This is a genomic window from Pseudovibrio sp. WM33, assembly GCF_001623165.1.
Lineage (GTDB): Bacteria > Pseudomonadota > Alphaproteobacteria > Rhizobiales > Stappiaceae > Pseudovibrio.
Genome location: NZ_LMCK01000055.1, coordinates 35,938 through 58,431 on the forward strand (window position 1 = coordinate 35,938; position 22,494 = coordinate 58,431).

22 protein-coding genes are annotated in these 22,494 nt (G+C 51.8%); 15 read left to right on the top strand and 7 right to left on the bottom strand.

Annotation, left to right across the window (positions count from 1 at the left end; genetic code table 11):
- Positions 1-8 precede the first annotated feature (8 nt).
- Positions 9-1,028: a ubiquinone anaerobic biosynthesis protein UbiU gene (gene ubiU / locus PsWM33_RS09955; protein ID WP_057461646.1), complete on the bottom strand. Its 1,020-nt coding sequence runs from the start codon at positions 1,026-1,028 to the stop codon at positions 9-11.
- A gap of 71 nt (positions 1,029-1,099) precedes the next feature.
- Positions 1,100-1,636 carry a ubiquinone anaerobic biosynthesis accessory factor UbiT gene (ubiT, locus tag PsWM33_RS09960; protein ID WP_057461648.1) on the bottom strand — a complete coding sequence of 179 codons (537 nt, stop codon included), beginning with the start codon at positions 1,634-1,636 and terminating at the stop codon, positions 1,100-1,102.
- A gap of 149 nt (positions 1,637-1,785) precedes the next feature.
- Between ubiT and PsWM33_RS09965 the strand changes: the two genes are divergently transcribed.
- The 6 genes from PsWM33_RS09965 to PsWM33_RS09990 all read left to right on the top strand — a co-directional run bounded on the left by PsWM33_RS09965 (position 1,786) and on the right by PsWM33_RS09990 (position 8,615).
- Entirely contained in the window at positions 1,786-3,354 is a 1,569-nt protein-coding gene (locus tag PsWM33_RS09965) for a UbiD family decarboxylase (RefSeq protein WP_063300111.1), read from the top strand.
- A gap of 5 nt (positions 3,355-3,359) precedes the next feature.
- Positions 3,360-3,923, top strand: a complete 564-nt coding sequence (locus tag PsWM33_RS09970) for a UbiX family flavin prenyltransferase (protein ID WP_063300112.1) — start codon at positions 3,360-3,362, stop codon at positions 3,921-3,923.
- Positions 3,924-4,070: 147 nt separating this feature from the next.
- Entirely contained in the window at positions 4,071-4,409 is a 339-nt protein-coding gene (locus PsWM33_RS09975) for a hypothetical protein (RefSeq protein WP_057461653.1), read from the top strand.
- 100 nt (positions 4,410-4,509) lie between these two features.
- Positions 4,510-5,229 (top strand): aspartate/glutamate racemase family protein, encoded by a 720-nt coding sequence (locus PsWM33_RS09980; protein WP_063300113.1) that lies wholly within the window; start codon positions 4,510-4,512, stop codon positions 5,227-5,229.
- Between the two features lie 35 nt (positions 5,230-5,264).
- Entirely contained in the window at positions 5,265-7,013 is a 1,749-nt protein-coding gene (ggt, locus tag PsWM33_RS09985; RefSeq protein ID WP_063300114.1) for a gamma-glutamyltransferase, read from the top strand.
- A gap of 216 nt (positions 7,014-7,229) precedes the next feature.
- The gene (locus PsWM33_RS09990; protein WP_244276680.1) at positions 7,230-8,615 is read left to right on the top strand and encodes an MFS transporter; all 1,386 of its coding nucleotides are present in this window, start codon (positions 7,230-7,232) and stop codon (positions 8,613-8,615) included.
- 26 nt (positions 8,616-8,641) lie between these two features.
- Here the strand turns inward: PsWM33_RS09990 and guaD are convergent, their stop codons facing one another.
- Both guaD and PsWM33_RS10000 read right to left on the bottom strand, forming a co-directional pair.
- A complete protein-coding gene (gene guaD, locus PsWM33_RS09995; protein ID WP_063294160.1) occupies positions 8,642-9,967 on the bottom strand; it encodes a guanine deaminase in 1,326 nt (441 codons plus the stop codon).
- A gap of 119 nt (positions 9,968-10,086) precedes the next feature.
- The gene (locus PsWM33_RS10000) at positions 10,087-10,620 is read right to left on the bottom strand and encodes a glycine cleavage system protein R (RefSeq protein WP_057461659.1); all 534 of its coding nucleotides are present in this window, start codon (positions 10,618-10,620) and stop codon (positions 10,087-10,089) included.
- Between the two features lie 436 nt (positions 10,621-11,056).
- Between PsWM33_RS10000 and PsWM33_RS10005 the strand changes: the two genes are divergently transcribed.
- Genes PsWM33_RS10005 through cobM form a run of 7 tightly spaced genes read left to right on the top strand, consistent with a single transcriptional unit; the run spans position 11,057 to position 17,662 of the window.
- Positions 11,057-11,320, top strand: a complete 264-nt coding sequence (locus PsWM33_RS10005; RefSeq protein WP_063300115.1) for a DUF6732 family protein — start codon at positions 11,057-11,059, stop codon at positions 11,318-11,320.
- Positions 11,320-12,429 carry a sirohydrochlorin chelatase gene (locus PsWM33_RS10010; RefSeq protein WP_063300116.1) on the top strand — a complete coding sequence of 370 codons (1,110 nt, stop codon included), beginning with the start codon at positions 11,320-11,322 and terminating at the stop codon, positions 12,427-12,429. Before PsWM33_RS10005 ends, PsWM33_RS10010 begins: the two co-directional genes overlap by 1 nt.
- 2 nt (positions 12,430-12,431) lie before the next feature.
- The gene (locus PsWM33_RS10015; protein WP_063300117.1) at positions 12,432-13,118 is read left to right on the top strand and encodes a precorrin-8X methylmutase; all 687 of its coding nucleotides are present in this window, start codon (positions 12,432-12,434) and stop codon (positions 13,116-13,118) included.
- Positions 13,115-14,341 carry a bifunctional cobalt-precorrin-7 (C(5))-methyltransferase/cobalt-precorrin-6B (C(15))-methyltransferase gene (locus tag PsWM33_RS10020; RefSeq protein ID WP_063300118.1) on the top strand — a complete coding sequence of 409 codons (1,227 nt, stop codon included), beginning with the start codon at positions 13,115-13,117 and terminating at the stop codon, positions 14,339-14,341. The genes PsWM33_RS10015 and PsWM33_RS10020 overlap by 4 nt, the downstream gene beginning before the upstream one ends.
- Complete coding sequence (gene cobI, locus PsWM33_RS10025; RefSeq protein ID WP_208985491.1) at positions 14,338-15,060, top strand: precorrin-2 C(20)-methyltransferase; 723 nt, start codon at positions 14,338-14,340, stop codon at positions 15,058-15,060. Before PsWM33_RS10020 ends, cobI begins: the two co-directional genes overlap by 4 nt.
- Complete coding sequence (gene cobJ, locus PsWM33_RS10030; RefSeq protein ID WP_063300120.1) at positions 15,033-16,886, top strand: precorrin-3B C(17)-methyltransferase; 1,854 nt, start codon at positions 15,033-15,035, stop codon at positions 16,884-16,886. The genes cobI and cobJ overlap by 28 nt, the downstream gene beginning before the upstream one ends.
- Positions 16,883-17,662, top strand: coding sequence for a precorrin-4 C(11)-methyltransferase (gene cobM, locus PsWM33_RS10035; RefSeq protein ID WP_063300121.1), 780 nt, complete (start codon positions 16,883-16,885; stop codon positions 17,660-17,662). The genes cobJ and cobM overlap by 4 nt, the downstream gene beginning before the upstream one ends.
- 9 nt (positions 17,663-17,671) lie before the next feature.
- Here cobM and PsWM33_RS10040 read toward each other — a convergent pair whose 3' ends face one another.
- Together PsWM33_RS10040 and cobA are read right to left on the bottom strand one after the other, a co-directional pair.
- Positions 17,672-19,030 (bottom strand): cobyrinate a,c-diamide synthase, encoded by a 1,359-nt coding sequence (locus PsWM33_RS10040; RefSeq protein ID WP_063300122.1) that lies wholly within the window; start codon positions 19,028-19,030, stop codon positions 17,672-17,674.
- Entirely contained in the window at positions 19,027-19,866 is an 840-nt protein-coding gene (gene cobA, locus PsWM33_RS10045; RefSeq protein ID WP_082826959.1) for a uroporphyrinogen-III C-methyltransferase, read from the bottom strand. Before cobA ends, PsWM33_RS10040 begins: the two co-directional genes overlap by 4 nt.
- A gap of 107 nt (positions 19,867-19,973) precedes the next feature.
- Between cobA and PsWM33_RS10050 the strand changes: the two genes are divergently transcribed.
- Both PsWM33_RS10050 and PsWM33_RS10055 read left to right on the top strand, forming a co-directional pair.
- Positions 19,974-21,092 (top strand): cobalt-precorrin-5B (C(1))-methyltransferase, encoded by a 1,119-nt coding sequence (locus PsWM33_RS10050; protein ID WP_063300123.1) that lies wholly within the window; start codon positions 19,974-19,976, stop codon positions 21,090-21,092.
- Positions 21,092-21,868 (top strand): precorrin-6A/cobalt-precorrin-6A reductase, encoded by a 777-nt coding sequence (locus PsWM33_RS10055; protein ID WP_063300124.1) that lies wholly within the window; start codon positions 21,092-21,094, stop codon positions 21,866-21,868. The genes PsWM33_RS10050 and PsWM33_RS10055 overlap by 1 nt, the downstream gene beginning before the upstream one ends.
- Here the strand turns inward: PsWM33_RS10055 and PsWM33_RS10060 are convergent.
- Positions 21,858-22,415 (bottom strand): cytochrome b, encoded by a 558-nt coding sequence (locus PsWM33_RS10060; protein WP_063295003.1) that lies wholly within the window; start codon positions 22,413-22,415, stop codon positions 21,858-21,860. The two genes, PsWM33_RS10055 and PsWM33_RS10060, sit on opposite strands and share 11 nt — an antisense overlap.
- Between the last annotated feature and the right edge of the window lie 79 nt (positions 22,416-22,494).

Sequence of the window (22,494 nt, forward strand, 5' to 3'; positions counted from 1 at the left end):
ATTGGTCCTTATCTCCAGATCTTTTTGTAGGCGCCGGTGGTTTCGCGTCCACCTTCTGTCATTGCGCTCAACATGGCTGAAACTTCTTCTTCCGCATTGCCGCCTGCATCCATGGCATCAACAGCTGCACGGAAGGCTTTCACTACCTGTGAAATGTAGGCTTTACCGCGCTGGCGACCTTCAATCTTAACTGCGGTCACACCTGCTTTTTGAAGGCGCGGCAACAAGCTTGCAGCATTCAGGCTAACAGGGTCTTCAAACAGGTAGGAGGTTTCTCCCTCTGCTTTAAAGCGTCCCTTACAAAGCGTTGGGTATCCAGCAGTTTCGCCTTCACCAAAACCATCAATGGTAAAGCCGCCCAGACGGGCATAAAGATTGCTGCCGTCCTCGTCGTAAGAAACATCGCCTGGAGGGGAGCAAACGCCAGTCAGGTTTGGAGACTTGCCTGTAGCGTATGAAGACAAAGCGCAGCGCCCTTCCGTCATCACGCATAGGCCGCCAAACACAAAGACTTCAGTCTCGACCGTGACCTCTTTATTGAGCTTGACGATTTCTTCAACGGACATGACACGTGGAAGAACCACACGCTGCACGCCAAAGGTATCCTGATAAAAGCTGATTGACTCCGGTGTTGCCGCAGCAGCTTGTACGGAAAGGTGCAGACGCAGGTTCGGATGCTTCTCTTGTGCGTAGTCAAGCACTGCAATATCGGCAGCAATGATCGCATCAGCACCAGATGCAGAAACAGCATCAACCGCGCGCTTCCAGATGTGTGTGTCACCCGCCCGGGCAAACGTGTTCACAGCAACAAGAACGTGCGAACCGTGCTTGTGAGCGAGGCGAACCCCGGCATTCAGCTCCTTTTCAGAGAAATTCAGACCGGGGAAGTTTCGAGCGTTGGTTTCGTTGCGCAAACCGCAGTAAATGCTGTGTGCGCCCGCTTCTGCGGCGGCTTTAAGAGCAGCTGGTGTACCGGCTGGGCAAACAAGCTCCAGTGACGGATTATTATCGTTGCGCTGTCCAAGCATAAAACACCTTCCAGAAAATAACAGAGTGAACCACTTGGTTCGCGCAGGGCGCCTTCACCCTGCAGCGGCAATCAGGAAGTGGCAGTTGGTGCGTCGAGTAGTCGGCGCAGATGATCTAATGTCTTGTTGGTCGCTCCATCCACGACTTCACGTGGGCGACCATTGAAACCAAGGAACTCAGCAGGAGAGAGATCGGCTTCCTCCATGGTGTTGCGAAGCGCAAGCACAGCGTCCGTGTCACCCTCGATCACCAGATCGCGGGTAAAGAAAACGGCATCACCATCGTAGGTGCCATCAACCAGTCCCAACAAGACGATGAGTGGTCCAGAAATACGCGCCGCACCATCAGGCGCATCTTTACGCTTGAACATCTCAACCGTTGCATGTTCGCCATTCGGGATCATGCGGAAGACATGCGGGATATCAATCGGGTCGATTATGAAATGCGTGCGTTTGTATGTGTCCAAACGCTCGAAGAGGTCTGGGCGATTATGGGCAAGCCGACGCACAGCTCGGGTCAGAGCAAAGCCAAGCGGAGGAACCGGCAATATGCCGAGAGCTTTTTGCAGGGCAGGAGGAAACAGGCCTCGGTCCGGTTTAAAGAACATACTTTAATCTCCACTGATCAGTATCCTCTCCTATTAATCCTAGCGGAACTCATCATTGATGGAGGTCAAGGACCAGAGCGACAACACCCTTCAAATGTGTGTTAACCCAGCGAACAGATCCCGAGTTTGCCTAGTAATCTGGAATTGGCATGTATTGGCGTACCGAAAAGAAGTTCGAGACACTCTCCAGCTTTCTCAATGTATTGGAAGCACAGCAGGAGCTTGTGAGAGTAAAGGCGCCGGTCTCAGCTCAGTTTGAAGCGACAGAAATCCATCGTCAGGTGATTGAGCAGGGCGGTCCCGTGCTTCAGTTTGATAATACGATCACATGTTCGGGAACGCACAGCAATATGCCGCTTCTGACCAATGTGTTCGGCACGCGAGAGCGCGTCGCTCTAGGGCTCGGCTGTGCACCAGATGAGCTTCCGGCCCTAGGTGAACTTCTGGCCTATCTTCGCTCGCCGCAACCGCCAAAGGGCCTAAAAGGCTTCATCGATGCGCTACCTGTTGCTAAGGCAGCTTGGGCAGCTCGTCCAAAACGCTTGCGGTCATCTCCACTGATAGACATGCCGGTTGATCTGGAACAGTTCCCTGTGCAGATGTGTTGGCCAAACGATGCCGGCCCGCTGATCACATGGGGCATTGTCATAACGCGTCCACCGGGAAAAGATGATCCCTCTCAGTACAATCTGGGTATCTATCGTGCGCAGGTCATCGGCAAAGACAAAGCAATCCTGCGCTGGCTCACCATGCGTGGTGGAGCAGCCCACCATCGCCTCTGGCAGGCTCGTGGCGAGCGTATGCCGGTTGCCGTTGTCATCGGTGCAGATCCTGCAACAATCTTGTCAGCTGTCATACCAACACCCTCCGATGTAAGCGAACTGATGATTTCCGGTGTCTTGTCCGGCGGACGACCAGAGCTGATCCCATGTAAGCACGTTGACCTGCATGTGCCAGCATCCTCTGAGATCGTTCTGGAGGGCTTTGCTGAACCATTAGAAACAGCTGAGGAAGGCCCATTCGGGGACCACACCGGCTACTACAACGACCCTGATCAGTTCCCAGTTTTCAAAGTATCGGGTATCCGCGCCCGCAAGGATCCAGTCTACATGAGCACCTTCACCGGCAGAGCGCCAGACGAACCTGCAGTCCTGTCTGAAACTATGAACGATGTTTTCTTGCCATTGCTGAAACAACAAATTCCAGAGGTCGTCGATCTATGGCTCCCGCCTGAGGCGTGTTCCTATCGAATTGCAGTTCTCAAGATCAAAAAAAGTTATCCCGGTCAGGCACGCCGCGTGATGATGGGCATGTGGTCGCTGCTGCCTCAATTCACCATGACCAAGCTGATCATCACCGTTGATGAAGACATAGACTGCAGAAGCTGGAGCGATGTGATGTGGGCCGTTGCCACCCGCATGGACCCATCTCGTGATCTCGTTGTTCTGGATCGCACGCCTGTCGACACATTGGATTTTGCATCTGGTTTGGAGGGTCTGGGAGGCAAACTTGGTATTGATGCAACGACCAAAATCGGATCAGAAACGCGCACTGACTGGCCAGAAGTGATGCGTATGCCGGAAGAGCTGACCAAGAAGGTTGAAGATCGCTGGGATGAACTGTTCCCCGGTGGCTTGCCTAAAAAACAAAACCAGGATCAACCAAAGGATGCTATCACCCCTTCAGAGATAAAGAATTCTCCTGAAGGAAGTGAGTAGGCTGCATGACGAAGCGTATCATTGTCGGAGTATCGGGCGCATCCGGAGCTCAACTTGCTCTGAAAACGCTGGAAATCCTGAAAGCGCTGAGTGTCGAAACGCATCTGGTGCATTCAAAAGGAGCTGTTGCTTCTGTCGAACATGAGTTTGGCAAGGATGGTGTTGAGCAGCTTACAGCGCTTGCATCCATCACCTACGCACCTGATGAAATGACAGCCGCTATTGCAAGCGGCTCGTTCCACACTGACGGTATGATCATCACGCCATGCTCCATGCGTACACTATCAGGTGTGGCCTATTCTTTCTCAGACAACCTGCTCACACGTGCTGCTGATGTTGTGCTCAAAGAGCGCCGCAAGTTGGTTCTCGTCCCGCGTGAGACACCTTTGCATGAGGGACATTTGGAGGCGATGCTCAAGGTGACTCGGATGGGTGGAATTATCGCACCGCCGGTGCCTCCATTTTATGCAGATATGCAAAACAAAGCGGATATGCTCAAAGAAATTGCTGCTCGCGGCATTAATACACTAGGAATTGATCCCGGCGTGAACATGACTAAGTGGCAATAGAATTATCCTAGGTTACTTTACTGTAATCTTATGAAAATTCATCGTCCACTTTGCGGCTTAAGTTTACCGGCGATAGCTACCTTTACCTCGGAATTGAATAGGTAATTTCTATTCAATTTTAATAGAAAAATACTAAAGGTGAAGATAATGTCCCTGTGTTTTAAGCGCCCCCTCTGGTTTGGCCTCTTCGTATTTTCGGCTCTTTTCCTAGTGTTAGCGCTAGGTCAGAAAGCGAATGCGACATCTATCACTCTGGATACCACTGATACCGAACTCTGCGAAGTTCAGGTCACAATTGGACCGGAGGCTCCCAACGGACCCATTCATAGATTTACTGATATCGATGCGGATGATCGCTACACCTTCCAGACGAATAAGCTCTGCAATCGCCGCTCTGTAGGTGGTGAGGCATGCCTGGAAGATTACACCGAATGGTCATGTTGTGAAGCGAAAGACGGCGAGGACATCACCTGCAGAGTGCCTTAAATTAGGTCTCCCAGCTCAATTGCACAAAAAACGACCTTCTCTAAGTCGGCGCAATTTGCCAACATAGTTCCTACGACGAGTATTGCATGTCGAGGAATATATGAAAACGATTGGCTTATTAGGAGGAATGAGCTGGGAGAGCACTGCTACTTATTACAGACTGATTAATCAGCAAACACGTTTACGGCTTGGCGGACTCCACTCTGCTGAGTTGGTTTTATGGTCTTTTGATTTTTCTCAGATCGAGTTGCTTCTTGCACACGGAGAGTGGGAAGAAGCGGGTAACCTGCTAAAACAGGCGGCGCTGAAATTAGAAGGTGCCGGTGCTGATTGCATTGTGATCTGTGCGAACACAATGCACAAAGTCGCCTCCTACATCCAGGATGGTTTGACGATCCCATTCATTCATATTGCTGAAACAACTGCGAATGCCATTCAAAAGGTAAAACGCAGGAAACCACTTTTGCTTGCAACGCGCTACATTATGGAACAGGATTTTTACATCAGAAGATTGCAGGATAACTACGGATTATCGGTAGTGATCCCTGACAATGGAGGGCAAGCCGTCGTCCATGATATCGCCTATAATGAGTTGTGTCGGGGCCAGATTAATGAGGATTCTCGCCGCACACTCTTGCAGATTGTCAGAAAAGCACAGGACCAAGGTGCAGATAGTGTCATTCTGGGGTGCACAGAGCTTGGACTGTTGGTGGGACAGGAGGATATTTCAGCTCCGGTCATTGATAGCACCACGGAACATGTGCGTGGAATTTTGGATTTTGCATTGAAGAATGAAAGTGAATTTGAAGAGCTAGTCTAATCAGCGGGAATTTGCCCGCTTCAGGAGGGAAAATAATGAAGAAACTATGGGTCTCTGCCGTATTGGCAGCAGGGCTTGCTTTACCTGCGCAAGCGCAGGAGGCGGCGGACAGTATTGCGCCGGAAATGGCAAGCGGCATCTCCGACAAGCAAATGGTAACCGCACAGAAGTTTATGGTGGTTGCTGCAAACCCTCATGCGTCAAAAGCGGGTTTTGATGTTTTGAAAGCTGGCGGAAACGCCATTGATGCAATGGTTGCTGTGCAGCTCATGTTGGGATTGGTTGAACCTCAATCCTCCGGGATCGGCGGTGGCGCTTTCCTCGTTTATTACGACGCAGAAGCGGGCGAGCTGACCACATATGACGGTCGTGAAACAGCGCCTGTATCCGCAACACCAGAATTGTTTCAAAACGAAAACGGCGAACCGCTCAAATTCTATGATGCAGTTGTTGGCGGCCTTTCTGTAGGAACGCCAGGCACAGTAAAGCTGCTGTATGATACTCATGCGAATTTGGGCTCTCTGCCATGGGCAGATCTGGTTGCACCTGCCATCAAACTCGCAACAGACGGCTTTGAAGTTTCGCCACGCCTGAACGCTTTGATCACCAATGATCAAGAGCGCCTCTCTCGTTTCGAAACAACGAAAAACTACTTCCTGCCGGGTGGCACTCCTTTGCCAGTTGGGCACCTGCTCAAAAACCCAGAGTATGCAGCGACACTGACTGCAATTTCTCAAAATGGAGCGGACGGCTTCTATTCCGGAGATATTGCAAAGTCCATCGTTGAGACTGTTCAGTCCGCTAAGGGCAATCCGGGTAAATTGGCTCTTGAGGATCTGGCAAACTACAAAACTAAAGAGCGTGCCGCTGTTTGTGCAGAATACCGCGCCTTTGAAGTTTGTGGCATGGGCCCACCATCCTCTGGCGCTCTGACTGTTGGTCAAATCCTCGGTCAGCTCAACAGCTATGACCTGCCTTCCATGAACTCAGGCGATCCAAATGCATGGCGCTTGATTGGTGATGCATCCCGTCTCGCCTTCTCTGATCGCGGTCGCTACATGGCGGACAGTGATTATGTGCCAATGCCAACCAAAGGCCTCGTTGCGCCTGCTTACCTCAAAGAGCGCGCAGAGTTGCTGAGTGGTGACAAAGCATTGTCAAAAGAGCAGGTGGTGCCGGGGAACCCAACCTGGGATCACGCCATGTTGCTGGCTGACGATGAGAGCATTGAACTGCCATCAACCAGTCATTTCTCAATCGTAGATGCAAACGGCAATGCTGTTTCCATGACGACCACAATTGAGAACGGCTTTGGCTCACGTCTGATGACAAATGGTTTCCTGCTCAACAACGAGTTGACGGACTTCTCGTTCCGTACGCATCGTGACGGTGTGCCGATTGCTAACCGCGTTGAGCCGGGCAAACGTCCGCGCTCATCCATGTCTCCGACAATCGTGATGAAGGACGACAAACCATTCGTTGTTGTTGGATCTCCGGGCGGCAGCCGCATCATTGGCTATGTTGCAACAACACTGGTTGCGAACCTGGATTGGGGTATGAACATTCAGGAGGCGATCTCTATGCCGCATCTGGTCAATCGCTTTGGTACCTATGACCTCGAGAAGGGCACCGCCGCTGAAAAGCTGCAGCCAGCTCTGGATGCCATGGGTTACAAAACCAATATTCGCGACCTCAATTCTGGCCTTCATGGAATTGTGATCACGGCAGATGGCCTGCAAGGTGGCGTAGATCCACGCCGCGAAGGTCTTGCTCTGGGTGAATAAAAACCAGAATTAACGAAGCTGAGGCTCGAGAGATCGGCATAATTGTCTCTTGAGTCTTAGCACCCTGCTAAGCGTGTACCAAAGTACGCTCTTAGGTGTCTTCCTTCCTCTGTGATAGCTAGAAACTCTTGAAAATGGCTGTGCCTGTCGGCTCTAGCCTGCGAGGTGCTAGTGCCAATGACGGAGCTACTCCAACATCCCCCCAAAGATACTTGCATGCCATCCGTTGTGCATCGGTGGATGCTGCTGGCTGCAATGAGTTTCATCCTTGGGCTCGCTTTGTTGGATGAAACAGTCGTCAGTCTGGCTCTGCCAACCATCTCAGAAGAGTTTGGTATGACACTCACTCAAGCCCATTGGGTGGTGAATTCCTATCTGTTGATGTTCGCAGCTTTGGTGGCTCTGGGTGGCAAACTCGCTGATCTGGTGAACATCAATTACCTCATCCTCTCTGGCATGATCATCTTCGGTCTAGCGTCGCTGGCCTGTGGTCTTGCTCCAAACGGAGGCTTCCTCGTAGGCGCGCGTGTAGTGCAGGGGATTGGCGCTGCAATCATGTTCCCTCTGCCCATTGTTGCTATTTCACGCATATTCCCACCTGAAGGCAGAGGCTTTGCATTGGGCGTGTTCGGCTCAATCGCCACTATCTTTCTGTCTTCAGGGCCACTCGTGAGTGGCTACTTCACGAGCTATTTCTCTTGGCGATGGATTTTCTGGATCAACCCACCCTTTGTTCTGATCGTCTGCTTGGTTATCGCATTTGCTCCGTTGAAAGGGCGCATTGCACACGGACAGGATAAAAGCCTTTCGGATTACTCATTTGACTGGCTCGGCATCATCACATTGCTTGTGGGGCTTTTCTTCTTCGTGCTGGCCATCATGCAAGCGCCGGAATGGGGCTGGACATCAAGAGATATCGTCTTGTCATTCGTTGTTGGGGTGTCCGCGTTAGCCATCTTCCTCTGGAATGAACTGCATATAAAAGCACCGCTCATTCAAGTGCGTTTCTTCAAGAAGCCTTCCTTCGCAGTTGCGGCATTTGTGGTCTTTCAGGCGCAATATTCCAAGATTGCAATGTTCATTTTTGGAGCTTTGTACTTTCAGGATAAACTCGGCTTTGCTCCGTTCTTTGCAGGTTTGGCATTGATGTCGGCAGTCGTGATGAATGCTGCAACAGCTGGCTTGAGTGGTGTTTGCGTCGATAAGTTTGGTGTTCGTACGCCGGCCATGTGGGGGCTGCTGGTGCTGTCCAGTTCTACGCTTTGGCTAACAGTCTTTATCTCACAGGATAACTATTGGCTGCTGCTTCCGGCACTACTCGCATGGGGAGCTGCAATGCCCTTGTTGTTCCTACCATCTATGAAGTCATCAGTGGACTCGGTTGAGTTGACGAAAAAGGGGCAGGCGAGTGGTGTTATGATCACCTCTCAAATGCTGGGTGGCACAATCGGAATGTCTGTCTCCAGCTCAATTTTTCTTTTCACGGAAAGCTATGAATATGTGTTTGGCACCGCGGCAGCTGTCACTCTGCTCTGCTACCTGCTGTCTTTTATGTACTTTGGAAAAGATGCAGGTGCTCTCGACAGTGAAAAACAGAGCTGATGCAATCACCAGCTCTGACCGTAGCGTTATCCTGCTTGAGAATAGACCCGCTTACCATCCACATAAGTCGCTGCAATCGCGCGATCATCGCCAAGGATCATCTGAATAAACAGCTGCTCAATCACGTTATTGGCGTAAGCCATGCGGTGGCGGATCAGTGGTGTTGAGAGTGGGTCAATAATAGCGAAATCTGCTTCCATACCCACTTTGATGTTACCGATCCGGTTTTCCTGATAGAGCGCTTTGGCTGAACCAACCGTCGCCAGATAATAGGCCTGTACCGGGTGCAATGAGTAGCCTTGTAACTGGGCAACCTCATAGGCCGTCCGCATTGTGGTCAGCATGGAGAAACTGGAGCCACCACCCACATCTGTTGCCAGCCCTACAGTGATTGGCTCGTGTGTAAAATGCGAACCGCGTACATCAAACAATCCAGAGCCAATAAAGGTGTTCGAGGTTGGACAATGCGCAATCGATGTCCCGGTTTCATGAATAAGCGCTTTTTCACGATCATTCAGATAAATCCCATGCCCAAGCACACAGCCCTTTCCCAGCAAGCCAAAGTGTTCGTAAACGCCAACGTAATCAGGATGCTCAGGATATAGCTCTCCCACCCATTCCAGTTCCTGACGGTTCTCAGAAGTATGGGTCTGTAGCAAAGCTTCAGGATGCTCTTTCCAGAGCGCTCCGGTCGCTTCCATCTGCTCAGGAGTAGAAGTTGGTGCAAAGCGGGGAGTTATGGAGTAGAGCGCACGACCCTGCCCATGCCATTTCTCCAACAATGCTTTGGATTGATCATAACCTGTCTGCGCCGTATCACGCAGGTTTTCTGGCGCGTTGCGGTCCATCATGACTTTACCGGCAGCGATGCGCATGTTGTATCGCGCAGCCTGCTCAAACAGCGCATCCACGGACTCAGGATGAATGGTGCAGTAAACGGAAGCACTGGTGATGCCGTTTGAAAAGCTTTGCTGCAAATATACGTCGGCAGCACGGCGTGCGTAGTCAATATCGCCAAATTTGGCTTCAGCTGGGAAGGTATAAGTATTGAGCCACTCGATCAGCTGAGCGCCGTAGGAAGCAATAACCTCTGTCTGCGGATAATGGACATGGCAATCCACAAAGCCCGGCAGAATGAATTTGCCGCTGTGATCATGAACCACAGCATCACTTGGCAGCGTCTTAATAAGCTCTGCCGCGTCGCCAACTGCGGTAATCCTACCGTTTTCGGTAACAACCAGCCCATCAGACCAGTCTGTCAGTGCCTCTGCCGGATTATCGCAGAACGGATCGCCGCTAAATTGGAATACATGGCCGCGAAGCGCTGTAATCGTCCGAACAGTGTCTTGCATCAGATCTTCCCCGGGAATTGAACCAAACAGCCATATCTAGCGTAAATCCCGGTAGGGATCGAGGGTAAATACGTAATTACCCGGGAGAGATCTGAGAACAACGTGATGCGTGTAAGAGATCAGTCCTCTTCTACTGCTGCCTCATTGAGTTCAACGTCAATCATCAGATCAGCCGCAATACCTTCCAATGCCTCAGAGACTTCTGCTGGCGACAGATGTGGCGGAATAATAATGCGAGCATTTGCGCGGAACATAAGATCACCACTCATGGAACCCGGTTCAACCAGTGACTCCAGAGTTTCAATGCTCACATGAAGATCTGCCAGCACGCTGGAGACACGGCTGATCATGCCGGGTTGATCTTGTCCCAGAATATGAAGAAGCGCATGAGCACCTGCTGGCGCATCACCCGTGTTGTGAACGTGAATGCCAATGGTAAGCCCCACAGACTCAAGCTTGGTCAGAGCGGCTGAAAGATCTGCTGCCTGTGCCTTTTCAACATGTACACGAACAATCCCCGCAAACTGGCCTCCCAGACGCGAGAGGGAACTGTCGATCCAGTTCGCTTTGTGATCAGCAACCACCTTGGAGATTTCACCAACCAGACCTGGGCGGTCATCAGCAACGACGGTGAGGACAAGCTCTTTTTTCATAACGCATTCTCCACAAAAGCGACCCCTGTGATAGGCTAGGGCCTTGCCTATAATAGCAATGCCAGATGCAGGTGTAAGTCAAACACTTCGATCAAGTTACCCGTATTTTTGCACCTAAGAAAACCTCTGGTATCGACCAATTGCGCAAATTATCATCTTGCTATCTCTAGGGGCGCCAACTAGCTTGCTCCTCGTAAAACTATGGACGGCGTCCCGTGACGGACTGAAATGGATTTCGGGGGCGGTCGACCCACATCGGGGGCCAGAATCGAAGCTGTCTGACGAAGTAATGTGTGAAGCTGCGGACTTATGGTGCGCGGCTGATGTTCTATTTCGTTGGTCCATCTATTGTCTTTGCGACGTCTCCTTAAATGACAGCGATAAACCCCTGTTGCCAATGGCAATGGAAGGCACCGCTGCATGTTGGAGATAGAACATGTCTTATTTTTTGAAGCCCGCGCTCTTCGCAGGAGTGATGGGGCTTTCCTCGTCTGCTGCCTTTGCACATGCGGGACATTTGGGTGAGCTTGCTGGCCACAGTCATTGGATTGGCGTAGCCGCAGTCACCGGCGCTGCAATCATCGCTGGTCTGGCTGCCAAAGCAAAAAAACGATCCTCTTCCTCTGAGGAGAACTCGCCGGAAAATGCTGAGAGCGATGGTGCTCTCTCCCCAGATGGTACAGAAGCAGAGCCAGCATAATGACAATAAAAACAGAAGAAAAACTCGGCGTCATGATCTGCGGACATGGCAGTCGAAACAAAGGTGCAGTTGCCGAATTTGCTCGCCTTGCAAAAGGTATGCGTGAGAGATTTCCGGATCTTCCAGTGGACTATGGATACCTCGAGTTCGCAAATCCAGTGATCCATTCAGGTCTGGACAATCTGCGCGAGCAGGGGTGTACGCGCATTCTTGCAGTTCCAGGGATGCTGTTTGCAGCTGGTCACGCAAAAAATGATATTCCGTCTGTGCTCAACACCTATCAGGCCAAACATCCTGAAGTGTCCATCGAATATGGCCGCGAACTGGCCGTCGATACACGCATGGTACAGGCTGCAGGCGCACGCATTCAGGAAGCCATCGATGCAGCTGGTCCTGAGGTGAAGCCGGAAGAAACCCTGCTTATGGTGGTTGGCCGTGGTGCATCAGATCCGGATGCAAATTCCAACGTTGCCAAAATCACCCGCATGTTGTGGGAAGGCTTTGGCTTTGGCTGGGCGGAAACCTGCTATTCTGGCGTAACATTCCCCCTCGTTGAACCGGGCTTGGAGCACGCTGTTAAGCTTGGTTACAAGCGCATTGTTGTGTTCCCATACTTCCTGTTCACCGGTGTTCTTGTGCAGCGTATTTACAATTTCACCGATGAAGTTGCTGCGCGCCATCCGGATATTGAGTTTATCAAAGCTGGCTATCTGAACGATCACCCGAAAGTCATCGACACCATGCAGGAGCGTGTGACGGAGATTGTTCAGGGTTCAAACAACATGAACTGCCAGCTCTGTAAATACAGAGAACAAGTTCTTGGATTTGAGGCTGAGATCGGCCTGCCTCAGGAAAGTCACCATCACCATGTGGAAGGCTTAGGCGACGAAGCAGAGTGCAAGCTGTGTGATGTGACGTGTACCGGAGAGTGCGACAGCAAGGGCGCGGATGCTCATGATCACGCGCAAAGTCACTCCCATGATCACAGCCACGGGCATGGACATCACCACCATCACGGTGACGACCACGGACATGATCACCATCATCATCCGTACCCCCATGCAGATCACCCGCTTGGACCGAAATCCATGTTGAAGGACGATGCTTGAGAATGGGCCAGAACGAGATTCCAGAGGTTCTGGCATCCTACGATTACATTAGGGACCCTGCCGAAATATATCGGCAGTCCTTTTCCATCGTACGGACAGAGGCTGACTTAAAGAGCCTGCCAGATAATTTGAGGCCTGTTGCAGTCCGCTTGATACATTCCTGTGGGATGACTGATATTCCTCAGATTTTGTCATATTCTGAGGATGTCGTTACCAAAGCAAACGAGGCTCTGCGAAACGGTGCTCCCGTACTGACAGATGTCGAGATGGTTGCTCATGGCATCATCCGCAAATATCTGCCAGTAAGCAATCAGGTCATTTGTACTTTGAACCAACCAGAAGTGCCCGAGCTAGCAAAACAGCTCGGTACAACAAGGTCAGCAGCTGCTGTTGAACTTTGGAGACCGCATCTGGAAGGTGCAGTCATAGCAATTGGCAATGCCCCGACTGCGCTATTTCATCTTCTTGAGATGGTTGCAAATGGAGCACCAAAGCCAGCTGTTATTCTCGGCTTTCCCGTTGGGTTCGTGGGGGCGGCAGAGTCTAAGCAAGCGCTGGCGACAAGCTCACTCGGAATACCGTTCCTAACGCTTCAGGGACGCAGAGGTGGCTCTGCAATCGCAGCAGCAGCAGTCAATGCAATGGCGGCGGGCTTGCCTGAAGAAAAGGTGCAGGGGACATCAAAATGAGCGATCAAACAGCACCTTGGCTCACAATCATCGGCATTGGTGAGGACGGATTCAGCGGCCTGTCTGAAACTGCAAAGTCAGCATTGAGCGCTGCCTCTTGCATCTATGGTGGAGTGCGCCATCTGGAGCTTCTTCAGTATTGTGCAAACAACATCAGTTGTGAGATGAAAGCATGGCCATCCCCGCTTTCAAAAGGCATTGAAGAACTTGCAGCAAACCGTGGTCAAAACACCGTGGTGTTGGCGACGGGTGATCCGCAGTGGTTTGGTATCGGAGCAACCCTTCATCGTCAGTTTAGCGCTGAGGACATTGAAGTCATCCCGCATCTCTCAGCCTTCTCTCTGGCTGCAAGTCGCTTGGGTTGGCCTCTGCAAAATGTTGAAACTCTCAGTTTGCATGGTCGTCCACTAGATACCCTGCGCGGTTTCCTCTATCCCGGCGCCCGCATCATCGCACTCACGTCTAATGGCGCAGCTCCAGGTGAGATTGCAGATCTACTTGCTGATGAAGGGTATGGGGCAAGTACCCTGACAATACTTGAGCATCTCGGCGGTTCGCAGGAAAAAGTTATAAGCTGTGAAGCTGAAGAGTATTCTGATCAAGCTGCTGAGCTGAACACGATTGCGATTGAAGCCAAACCAATCCCAAACACGCCTGTCTTGTCGCGCACCCCCGGCCTGCCGGATTCTGCGTTCCGCCATGATGGAAAGATGACCAAACAAGAAGTGCGGGCTGTTACGCTTGCCAAGCTTGCACCTATTCCGGGGCAGCTTCTGTGGGATATTGGCGCAGGTAGCGGATCCATCGGTATTGAATGGCTGCGGGCTGCAAAGGACACCAAGGCTCTTGCCATTGAGCCGTTGGAAAAGCGGCATGTGTTCATTCGTGGCAATGCTGCAGCTCTCGGAACCCCTACGCTTCAACTTATTGAAGGCAAAGCCCCAGAGGCACTTGATAATTTGCCGCAGCCAAATGCGATTTTTGTTGGAGGTGGCCTGACGTCAAAGGGTATACTCAAAACATGCTTTGAGGCGCTACCATCAGGAGGTCGTCTGGTTGCCAACGCTGTGACTCTGGAAGGAGAGCAAGTGCTGGCCGAAGGCTGGAAGAAATACGGCGGAGACCTTAGCCGTATAGCAATCTCCAGAGCCGATCCCATTGGCGGTCTCACAGGTTGGCGTCCATTGATGCCGGTAACACAATGGAGCTTGGTAAAATCATGACTGGCACGCTCTATGGCGTTGGTCTTGGACCAGGAGATCCTGAGCTTTTGACGCTAAAAGCTCACCGGCTCATTTGTTCTGCAAAAACAATCGCATACCCGGCTGCTGTTGGAGTGCCCAGTTTTGCTCGACAAATTGCAGCACCGTATATTCAAGAGGAAACAACAGAAGTCCCGATTGAAATGCCGATGAAGGTTGAACGTTTTCCTGCAAAGGAAATCTACGACCAAGCTGCAGAAACGATCTCGGTGAAATTGAAAGCCGGAGAAGATGTTGTTGTCCTGTGTGAGGGCGATCCATTTCTCTATGGCTCGTTCATGTATCTCTACGAGCGCCTGCGCGGTGACTTCTCCTGTGAAATCGTGCCGGGTGTGTCATCAGTCAACGCCTGTGCAGCTGCATTGGGCAGGCCCCTCGCAGCGCGCAATGAAGTGCTGACAATTATTCCCGGTCCGCTGGAAGATGAGCAACTTCAACGCCGTATTGAGCAGTCCGACGCCTTCGTCATCATGAAGGTTGGACGCCATCTACCGCGCGTCAAAGCTCTGCTTGAAAAACTGGGCTTACTTGGTGCTGCCGGATACGTCGAACGCGCGACCTTGCCGGAAATGGTCGTGGCCCGTCTGGCCGACTATCCAAATGAAACGGCACCGTATTTTTCAATGATAATTGTTTATAAGGGAGAAGAGGCATGGACGTTGCACCCGCAATCGTTGTGATCAGCCCGGTCGCTCTGAAAACCGCTCAGAAGCTCTCCACTGTACTGGATGAAAGCCTCATTCATGGCTTTGCAAAACATGGTTCCAAGCCAAACGTAGATTACCAGCTGTCCTTCTCAGAGCCGATGGACCATCTGCGATCCCTGTTTCAGTCAGGAACACCAATCATCGGTATTTGTGCTGCGGGGATTCTCATCCGCGCACTCGCGCCCGTCTTGGGAGATAAGCGCAACGAACCCCCTGTTATTGCGGTGTCAGAAGATGGTTCAAGCGTCGTGCCACTGCTCGGCGGACATCGCGGCGCCAATGCTCTCGCTCATCAAATTGCAGAGGCCTTGCAAGGACATGCTGCGATTACAACTGCCGGCGATACTGTATTTGGTGTTGCGCTGGATGATCCACCAGAAGGCTGGACGCTCGCCAATCCATCAGATGCCAAGTCAGTTATGGCGCATATGCTGGCAGGTGACACCGTAAAACTCTCCGGTCAAGCAGACTGGTTGGAGGCAGCCAACCTTCCTGTTGCAGATGATGCCGAACTGGAAATTGTTGTAACCGAGCAGCCACATGATGGGCACAACGGAAAGCTCGTGTTCCATCCTCAAACTCACGTTGTCGGTCTTGGCTGTTCCCGAGGGTGCTCTCTTGAGGAGTTGGATGAGTTACTTCAAAAAGGCTTGGAAGAGGCAGACATCTCGATGGGAGCTGTCGCAGCTTTCGCGAGTATTGACCTGAAGGCCGATGAAGTGGCCATGAACAAGCTCGCTGTTCGCTACAATAAGCCTTTCCGTCTGTTCACAGCTGACGAACTCAATGAACAAAAAGATCGTCTGCAAAATCCGTCTGACGTGGTCTTTGCCGAGGTTGGGTGTCACGGCGTGAGCGAAGGCTCTGCATTGGCTGGTGTCGGTGTATCCGGTGAACTCGTGCTGGAAAAGCAGAAGACCGCAAACGCCACAGTTGCTATTGCCAGAGCGCCGGTTCCGGTGAAACACGAGAAACTCGGCAGAGCCAGAGGTCGCCTGCACGTCATCGGCATCGGGCCGGGACAGGAGGCTTGGCGTACGCCAGAAGCCTCCAGTTGGTTGGCAGAGGCAGATGAAGTCGTCGGCTACGGCCTCTATCTCGACCTCGTCTCATCCCTGATCAGGGGTAAGCAACGCCATGCGTTCCCGTTGGGAGCAGAAGAAGAACGCGTTCGCTTCGCATTCGAAAGAGCTGGACAAGGCCACAACGTTGCATTGGTCTGTTCAGGAGACTCCGGTGTTTATGCCATGGGAGCCCTGGTCTTCGAACTACTAGACCGCGCACAGGATAACGGCGGCGTTAGCGATGCAGCTCGCCGCGTTGAAGTTGCATCTGCACCGGGCATCTCCGCAATGATCGCTCTCAGCAACCGCATCGGAGCGCCGCTGGGACATGACTTCTGCGCGATTTCGCTGTCGGATCTCCTCACTCCATGGGAAACCATCCAGCAACGGCTGGAAGGTGCAGCAATCGGTGACTTTGTGATTGGGTTCTACAACCCGGTCTCTAAGCGCCGCCGTACGCAATTGGCTTGGGCACAGGAGAAGTTGCTGGAATACCGTCCAGAAAATACCCCGGTTATTCTTGGATCCAACATCGGGCGAGAGAATGAGCTCATCACCACAACAACGCTGAAGGAACTGCAAGTCGATGATGTCGACATGCTGACCACGGTCATTGTGGGATGTAGCCAAAGCCGCTTGGGGGGCAACGGCCAGTCATTGCATTTTGTGTACACACCACGCGGATATGCCAAAAGGATTGATGCACCAGAGAAAGAAACGGAGACAGCAACGTGAGGGTTCATTTCATTGGAGCAGGGCCGGGTGATCCTGAACTCATTACAGTGCGCGGGCTCAAGCTCATCGAAAAATGTAAAGTCTGCCTATATGCAGGCTCATTGGTGCCGCCCGCTATTGTCGAGGCAGCGCCAGATGATGCTTTAGTCATGGATACAGCCTCCATGACGCTGGATGAAATCATCGACGAAATTGCGAAGGCTCACGAAAAAGATCTGGATGTGGCAAGAGTTCACTCTGGCGATCCATCTATTTATGGTGCCACAGCAGAGCAGATGCGCAGATTGGATGATCTGGGCATTGAGTATGATGTAACTCCAGGTGTACCCGCATTCGCTGCGGCTGCTGCTGCCTTGAAAACCGAGTTGACGATCCCTGAGATCGCACAGAGCATCATTGTCACCAGAACCTCGATGAAGTCCTCAGGCATGCCTGAGGGGGAGGATCTGGAAACGCTTGGCCGTTCTGGCGCTACATTGGCAATCCATCTCAGTGTCAGAAATCTGGGAGAGATCTATCGGAAGCTGGCTCCGCTCTATGGTGAAGACTGTCCGGTGATCATCGCCTACCGCGTTGGCTGGTCGGATGAAGCATTCATTCATGGCACATTGGCGGACATTCGTGAAAAAGCAAAAGCTTCGAAGATCACAAGAACGGCTCTCATCTTCGTTGGGCCAGCCTTGAAGGCAGGGAAAGAGTTTCGAGACAGTGCGCTCTATGATGCCAACCACGTTCACGTTCTTCGTCCAAAGAAGAAGACAAAGGTGACTGCGTAACTGCTGGAATTAGGAAGAAGCGGACCACCATTCTTCGCTTCTTTCTGCCACCACATGCGCGAAAGACCCCATGACACGCCCATTGATATGGCCCAGAGGGTCCAGATCGTGATGCTCCGCATCCTGAGCATCAAAAAGCGGCGGTGATTCTGATTTGACCGTCAGCGTCGAATAGTGGAACTCATGCGCACCCAGTGGCTTCATCCAAGGGAAGCCAGCAGACGTTGCGGCCTCTGTCGCCTTCAGCTTCCGATAGCCTAAATGCAGCTTTCTCTTCGCAAAGCTGGTTTCAATCGGTAGCAGACCAAGCATCTCGTGAGACTGCCCACTTTTATCTGTCAGCGCTTCACCAAGTACCATGTAGCCGCCACACTCACCATAAATGAGCTTGTCTGCAGCTGCTGCAGATTTTATTCCGCGCTTAAAGATGTCTGCTTGAGATAACTGTTCTGCATGAAGTTCCGGATATCCGCCACTCAGGAAGATTGCGTCAGCATTTTCTGATGGGCCTTCGTTTGCCAACGGAGAGAATAAGGAAAGTGTAACGCCTTGCCTCTGCCAATCACTGAGCAGATGCTCGTAACTGAAAGCAAAGGCAATATCCTTAGCAATCGCGATATGTTGCCCAAGCGGAGGTAAATGAGAAATGCCTGTCAGCTCTTTGTTTTCCCGGGCAGGAATAGCAAGCACTTTTGCGAGGCGCATCAAGGCTGGCACATCCACACTTTCAGCAGCCACCTCACCAGCTGCATTCAGAAACTCTTCTAAATCCTCACGCTCACTGGCTTGCACAAGCCCCAAATGGCGCTCAGGCAACTCCAATCTCTTTGAGCGATAAAACGCGCCTAAGACAATGACATCCAAAGGCTCTAGCGCACGCCGCAAAATGCGCTCATGACGCGGAGACCCGACCCGGTTGAGAATGACGCCATTGATGTGGCAGTGCGGATGGTATGTAAGAAATCCATGGACAAGGGCAGCGACCGATTGAGCCTGAGACTTGCAATCAACCACCAGAATGACCGGCAGACCCAGATGAACCGCAAGCTCTGCAACAGATCCTGAACCATCAGCTGCACCGTCAAAAAGTCCCATAGCTCCTTCAACAACCACAACGTCGGTGTGTTTTTCCTGCTCCGTGGCGTTGAGTGAAAGTTGCGCCAATGACATCGCCCAGGCGTCATAGTTCAGGCATGGCCGCCCGGAAGCCGCACTATGGAAAGCCGGATCAATGTAATCTGGTCCCGATTTGCCGGAGGCAATACGAAGCCCGGTATCACGAAGAGCACGCAACAGCGCTAGTGTAATCGTTGTTTTGCCAGACCCGGAAGACGGCGCTGCAATAACGAAACCCTTCGCAATGGTCATAAGACAGGCTCTTCTTTCAATTGAGAGGTTTGCGAGGTGCGCGCAAAAACTGGCTCAATCCAGTTCAGTTGCTCACGCAAATTCACCACATCACCAACGACAACAATCGCAGGTGGCTTAAGGCCACTACTTTCAATATCCTCAGCGCAAGAAGCAAGCGTTGTTTCCAGAACTTGTTGGTTCTGCTGTGTGGCATTGCAGATGACAGCAACAGGTTCAGCCGCACGTCGGCCACCACTCATAAGCTTCTGAGTAATGAGAGAAACATGCTTCATCGCCATATACATCACGATCACAGGTGATCCTTTGGCAAGAGCATCCCAGTCAAGCTCATCAGGCGCAACCCCATTCTGGTCATGACCAGTGAGGAACGTAACTGCTTGATTAATCCCTCGGTGAGTAGATGGAATTCCAGCATATGCGAGCCCGCCAACGCCAGCTGTGATACCTGGAATGATACGGAAGGGAACTCCAGCATCCACCAGCGCAAGAGCTTCCTCCCCACCGCGGCCAAATACAAACGGATCTCCACCTTTGAGGCGCATGACACGCTTACCGGATTTTGCAAGCTCCACCAGCTTGATCGAAATACTGGACTGTTTGGGGGACGGTTTGCCACCGCGCTTGCCAGCATAAATGATTTCAGCACCTTCAGCTGCAAATTGAAGAATGCGTTCATCCACCAATGCGTCATAGACAATGACATCTGCTTGCCGCAAGCCATTCAAGGCATGCAGGCTCAGCAGACCGGGGTCTCCGGGGCCGGCACCAGCAAGCCAAACCCATCCAGCTTCAAGCACCGGAAATTCAAAGTGGGGGAGGGAGATATCAAACAAGTGGTTCTCATGATTTATGTGATTTTGCGTAGCAATTTAATTGGAAACCAATTGGAAGTCCAAAGCCTTCTGCTTGGTATATCCCGCTAAATCTGTATAGTCGCCGGATGGCTGAAACTGGGCAAAAAAAACTGAGAACAGGCTGGACAACAGGCGCCTGTGCAACCGCTGCGGCAAAGGCAGCGTATACAGCTTTGTTGTCTGGAGATTTTCCGGATCCGATCAGCATCACCTTGCCTCGTGGTGATACGCCATCCTTCGCACTCGCCTTCGAAAAACTGACTGAAAATTCTGCATCAGCTGCCATCATCAAGGATGCTGGTGATGACCCTGATGTAACCCACGGAGCGCTTATTCAGGCCAGAGTGACCTTCAACCCAAAGGTTACCGGAATTCGCTTTCTCGCTGGTCCTGGCGTTGGAACGGTCACGAAACCCGGGCTGCCGATCCCGGTTGGTGAGCCTGCCATTAATCCCGTGCCTCGCCAAATGATGACCCGTGAGCTGCAACAAGTGGCAGATGAGTACAGCGTAACTCTTGCTGTAGATGTTGAGATATCCATCCAAAACGGCGAAGAGCTGGCTCAAAAGACCATGAACCCGCGGCTTGGTATAATCGGCGGCCTCTCTGTCCTCGGCACAACAGGTATTGTCCGGCCATTTTCGTGTGCTGCCTGGATAGCATCCATTCATCGTGGTGTAGACGTTGCGCGTGCCACGGGCTTAGCCCATGTCGCAGCTGCAACAGGAGCAACCTCAGAAGATGTGTTGCGTGCCCACTATCCAGATTTATCCGAGCAGGCTTATCTTGATATGGGAGACTTCGCGGGTGGCCTGCTCAAATATCTGCGCGCGCACCCTGTTCGGAAACTAACGATTTCCGGTGGAATTGCAAAGCTGACGAAGCTTGCACAAGGCGCTATGGACCTGCATTCAGCCCGCTCCGCAGTCGATTTTGATGCCCTCGCAGATGTGCTGGATCATGCCGGAGCTTCGAAAGAGCTCCTTGAGGAAACAAGAAGGGCAAATTTAGTCTCTCATATTGCTCAGAAAGCTGCTGCTGAAAACATTCATATGGGAGAGGTCATAGCGCAGAGAGCACAGCGTGCGGCCTTAAACATCCTTTGCGGAGCTCCAGTGAGTGTCGAGATTATCGTGGTCGATCGGCAAGGTCAGGTATTGGGTCATGTCCCAGCGAAAGAACCTGCAAAACTGGAGCAGTTTTGATGTTGGAGAGGTCCAAAATCCTCGTGCTCGCAGGCACACAAGAAGCCAGAAAGCTGATTGGTGTGTTGGTTGCAAATACCGAGTACGAAGTCATCGCGTCACTCGCAGGCGTAACCAAAAATCCAGCAGATCTGTCAGTGACGACACGAACCGGAGGCTTTGGTGGCGCCGATGGTCTCTCAAACTACTTGCAAACTCAGGGCATTGCTGCCGTCGTCGACGCAACCCACCCCTATGCCGCTCAAATATCCTGCAATGCGGTCGAAGCAGCAAGACCTCTTGCGATTCCGTTGCTCCGTTTTGAACGAGCTGCTTGGGAGCAAGCCAATGATGATATTTGGTATTCGGCAGATAACGTAGAAGAGTCATTGAGCTTGATTCCACCCAACGCGAAGGTCTTTTTTGCTGCCAGTACCAAGATTGCTGCACCGCTGAAAAAGCGCCCAGATCTGATTTTTGTAATCCGTACTTTAAAAGGCCCGAGTGATAGTGAAGTGCTTCCAAACGCGGAGTACATTGAAGGACTGCCCAATGAAAGCTGGCTTGAAGAGGCCGAGCTTTTCAAGGTGCTGAAAGTAGACTGGCTCATCAGCAAAAACAGCGGTGGATCTGCGTCCTACGGTAAAGTAAAGGCTGCTCGTGAGCTACAGATACCTGTTGCAATGCTCAAGCGCCCAGAGCTATCCAACGGCATGTTGTGTGCGTCGATTGACGAGGTATTGAAGACCTTAAAGGCTTGCGTGAAAAATGCGCAGCACTGCAAAATTACTCTTTAGGCTTCTGATAGGGCGCCGTTGTCATCCGCTCAATAATCCCATCTTTAGCGATAAGCCAGTGATAAAGCGCACCCAAAATGTGAAGCGTGATCAACCATGCAAACACAACACCAACAGTCGCGTGGAAATCCAGAACGCTTTCTGAAACTGGACGATTTTGCGGAACGATACTCGGCAGATCAAACAAGCCAAAAAATGGCATAGGTGCTCCGTATAGAGAGAGCCCTACCCAGCCAAGGATCGGGTTTGCGATCAGTACGAGATAGAGCAACCCGTGTACTGAACGTGAGACGATCCGAAGCACTGGTGCAAGGGAGGCAGGCGGTGGCGGAGCGGGAGTGATCCAATGTTGGAGAAGGCGCAAAACCACAAGCAGGAAGAGCAGGATACCGATGCTTTTGTGGTAGAAATAGAGCGTATTCTGAAGGGCACCAGGTCCCAGGTCCGTCATCACCAGTCCCATCGGAACCATGATTAAGACCAGAATGGCGACGATCCAATGATACGTCTTTGCCATGACTGAATACCCGGCAACTTGATAGGCCATGCTCTATTCTCCTGATAATCCCAGAGGATCCTGAAGAGCCCCTGCAATCTCCTGATCGACAGATTAATCAAGGTTCGTT